We start from the raw sequence: 3,124 nt of genomic DNA on the forward strand, positions 1-3,124 counted from the left end.
GGCGGCCCGGCGGGCGGCATCCGCAGCAGCCTGCTCGGCAACCCCGAGGTGCAGGCCCGGGAGCGTTTCACCCTGCAGAACGGCAAGATGCTCAAGGCGACTCTCGGCGCCGAGGGGATGCGGGAGTTCTACGCCCGCAAGGGCGCCATGGTCGCCTACCAGGGCGGGGCCAACTTCGACGCCCACTGGGAGGGCTGGGGCAGCCGGTTCCGGTCGCTGTTCCAGGGCGGCGAGGGCCTGAACCTGATGAAGGTCTCCGGCGGCGGCACGGTCTTCCTCGCCTACCAGGCGCAGGACGTGCACATTCTCGATCTCGGCGGAGACGGGCTGTCGGTGGACGGCAAGAACGTCCTCGCCTTCGACGCCGGCCTGCACTGGGATGTCGTCCGCATCGACTCCCAGGTGTCGATCGCCGGGGTCGGCAACTACCAGGTGGAGCTCTCCGGCAACGGCAAGGTCGCGGTCGTGACGTCGGGCGCCCCGCTCGTCATGCGCGTCACCCCGCAGAACTACTACTTCGCGGACGCCGACGCAGTGGTCGGCTGGTCGTCGAGCCTGCAGGTGTCGATGCAGGCGGCGGTCACCTCGTCCTCGGTGTGGCGGCCGCGTGGCAACACCGGGGAAAGCTGGCAGATGCAGTTCTCCGGGGACGGCTACGTCATCGTCCAGCCCTGCGAGCTGCTGCCGCCGTACAACGCGCTCGCCAACGCCGGCCTCGCCGGGCACTTCGGGCTCGGCGAGGGCGGTTTCGCCGGCAACCAGCTGCAGGGCCACCGCGACGGCCCGCCGGGACACGGTGGCGGGCACGGCGGGCACGGCGGCGGCACACCCGGCGGCCTCGGCGGAGCGCTCGGCGGCCTGTTCGGCAACCAGGGCCGCGGCGGCGGCCTCTTCGGCGGCCGCTAGCCGGCGGCCGCTGACCGGCGGCACAGCCTCGTCCGGAAGGACGTCAACGACGAACTGATGTAGCTCCGTTCTCACCTGTCCCTGGGAGCCCTCTCATGTATGAAGTGTGTCACTTCGACGCAAAAACTGACATGCTTCCGTCATGCCCCGGACCAGGTGGATGCTGGTGAGCAGGCAGAGCTCACAACTGTTGACGACGGCAGCCCTCAGCACCTTGCTCTCGCCTGTCGCCGAGGCGGTGACGGTCGGCGGCATCATCTGGGTGCCGATCCGGGCAACCGGCAAGGAAGGGACGGTCAGGGTGCGGACCACGTTGTCCACGCTGGCGCCATGCCGTCTCCGGATAGTGATCAATACGCTGGTTCCGAGTGAACCCAGGATGCAGTATCTTGCCGGCGCTGGCAGGGAGACGTTCTCAGCGCGACGGCTTTGTCTCAATATTCCGCATCGTCCTTTTGATGGTACTCATAAACATCGGACGGAACCGAGGTCGGCCGACGAGAGCGCTTACGAGCCCGATGACATCCCCGAGGTGCCGCTGGCGCCGAGGGTCGCCCCGGGCGCGTGCCGCGCGGTTCTTGAGGCGTTCGCCAGAGAGTGTTTCATTGAGATCGGACCGGACTTCGTCTGGACGGAACCGTAGCGGAGGTGTGGATCATGGATGGTGCGGCGACGGTAGGCGCGGTCCTGCACGCCATCAACGACCATACCGTGGTCCGGCCGTACGGAGACGGTCTACTTGTGGATCTTCCTCTGACGTACGGTGACGGCGACGCCGTACGTGTTCTTGTCGAACCGATGGGCAACGGTTACCGGGTGACGGACCGGGCCGCGGCGGCAGCTCTACTCGCAATGGCCGGTGTGAACGTGACGAAGGGCCGGTCGGCGGAGGCTTTTGCCGAGGCCGTACGGAGCGCCGGTCTCAACGGTACGGATGTCGCCGAAGGCGAGCTCGTCGCCTTCGGCGACGCCAGCGATCTCGGTCAGCGCGTTCTGGATGTCGCGCAGGCATCCATGCGTGTTGACCAGCTTCGTTGGCTGGCGGTACGCCAGCCGTCGGCCAGGTTTCCGGAGCTGGTCACCAAGCGAATAGACAGGTGGGTCGACGGCGACGAGCGTCAGGTGCAGCGCAAAGCACCGGTACCGCTGCGATCGGGACGCAGTCGACCGGTGACACTGCGGGTCTCGCACAATGATCGATCCGCCTATATTCAGGCGGTCGGTTCCCGGGACCAGGAGCAGGCTGCCGAGCGCTGCTACTGCATCTTCAGCCTTTCGCAGGTGCCGAAGGACAACAGGATCGCCGCCCTCGACGGTGGGCCGGAGGACTGGCAGGCCGCCATCATCGACGAGCTGAAGTCCGTTGGCAGCGTGGAGTTCTTCGATGATCTGATCGGTCTTGAAAACCGTCTCGACGCGATAGTTCCCCCGCCGCCGTCCTTGTTGTCGGCACAGTCGTCGGCATAAAAACAGCCCGGCTCCGTGGCCGCTTGGTTCCTGGGCCGCGTAGAGAAATAATCATGGATTGTCGCCGGGATGGCCGGCCGGCCGGCTGCGTTCTGTTGGTCGCCGCCGTGTGCGGCAAAAAGATCGAGAGACGAAAGATGTTGGATACAGAGCGATTACATGATCTTAACTTGCGCATGGAGCCGGATATTTCTGGATAGTTAGGTACAACAGGGACGAGGATGTCATCCCGCTCCTCGGAGCCGTAGGGGAGTACCGCGTGGGATTGCAACCCGGACGGGTCCGGACTCGTCGTACCTGGTGTGGGGCAGCTACCTTCTCGGCGTACAGATTCCGGACGCGGTGACCACGACTTCGTGTTCCGCTCGGCAGCCGACGGCCGCATGCGGCCGGAGCGGCGTGCGCGAGAGCGGGAACCGGAGCAGGTAGGGGTCCGCATGAGCAGCCGGCGGCGCACGTCCGGCTGGTGGTCGCGGGTACGGGCGAAACCGTGGCTGGGGACCAGCGCCGGGATCCTCGGGGCCGCGCTGATCGGCTTCTCCCTGTATCTGTATGACGTCGGAGGCGGGCGCGGCGCCGGGACGGCTGACCAGGCGGCGGTGCTCAGCGCTGTTGCCCCGCCGCCCACCACCCCGTTCGCCCCCGCCGTGCCACCTCCCGGCACCGCGCCACCCACCCCGACCGTCTGGCCATCCGCTCCGGCGCCCTCCGCGGACGTGCCGCCCGCGACCACCGGCGAGGGGCCGGCCGC

2 protein-coding genes and 2 pseudogenes (1 of these 4 running past the window's edge) are annotated in these 3,124 nt (G+C 67.3%); all 4 read left to right on the forward strand.

Annotation, left to right across the window (positions count from 1 at the left end):
* Positions 1 to 906, forward strand: a pseudogene (locus tag FrCorBMG51_RS06480) (AIM24 family protein); it begins 277 nt to the left of the window's first position.
* Positions 907 to 1,072: 166 nt separating this feature from the next.
* Positions 1,073 to 1,549, forward strand: a complete 477-nt coding sequence (locus FrCorBMG51_RS06485) for a hypothetical protein (protein ID WP_157180414.1) — start codon at positions 1,073 to 1,075, stop codon at positions 1,547 to 1,549.
* A 14-nt stretch (positions 1,550 to 1,563) separates the two neighbouring features.
* Positions 1,564 to 2,373: a DUF1828 domain-containing protein gene (locus tag FrCorBMG51_RS06490; RefSeq protein WP_157180415.1), complete on the forward strand. Its 810-nt coding sequence runs from the start codon at positions 1,564 to 1,566 to the stop codon at positions 2,371 to 2,373.
* A 437-nt stretch (positions 2,374 to 2,810) separates the two neighbouring features.
* Positions 2,811 to 3,124, forward strand: a pseudogene (locus FrCorBMG51_RS29390) (hypothetical protein); the annotation flags it as partial.

Origin of the sequence: Protofrankia coriariae (assembly GCF_001017755.1) — a bacterium.
GTDB lineage: Bacteria > Actinomycetota > Actinomycetes > Frankiales > Frankiaceae > Protofrankia > Protofrankia coriariae.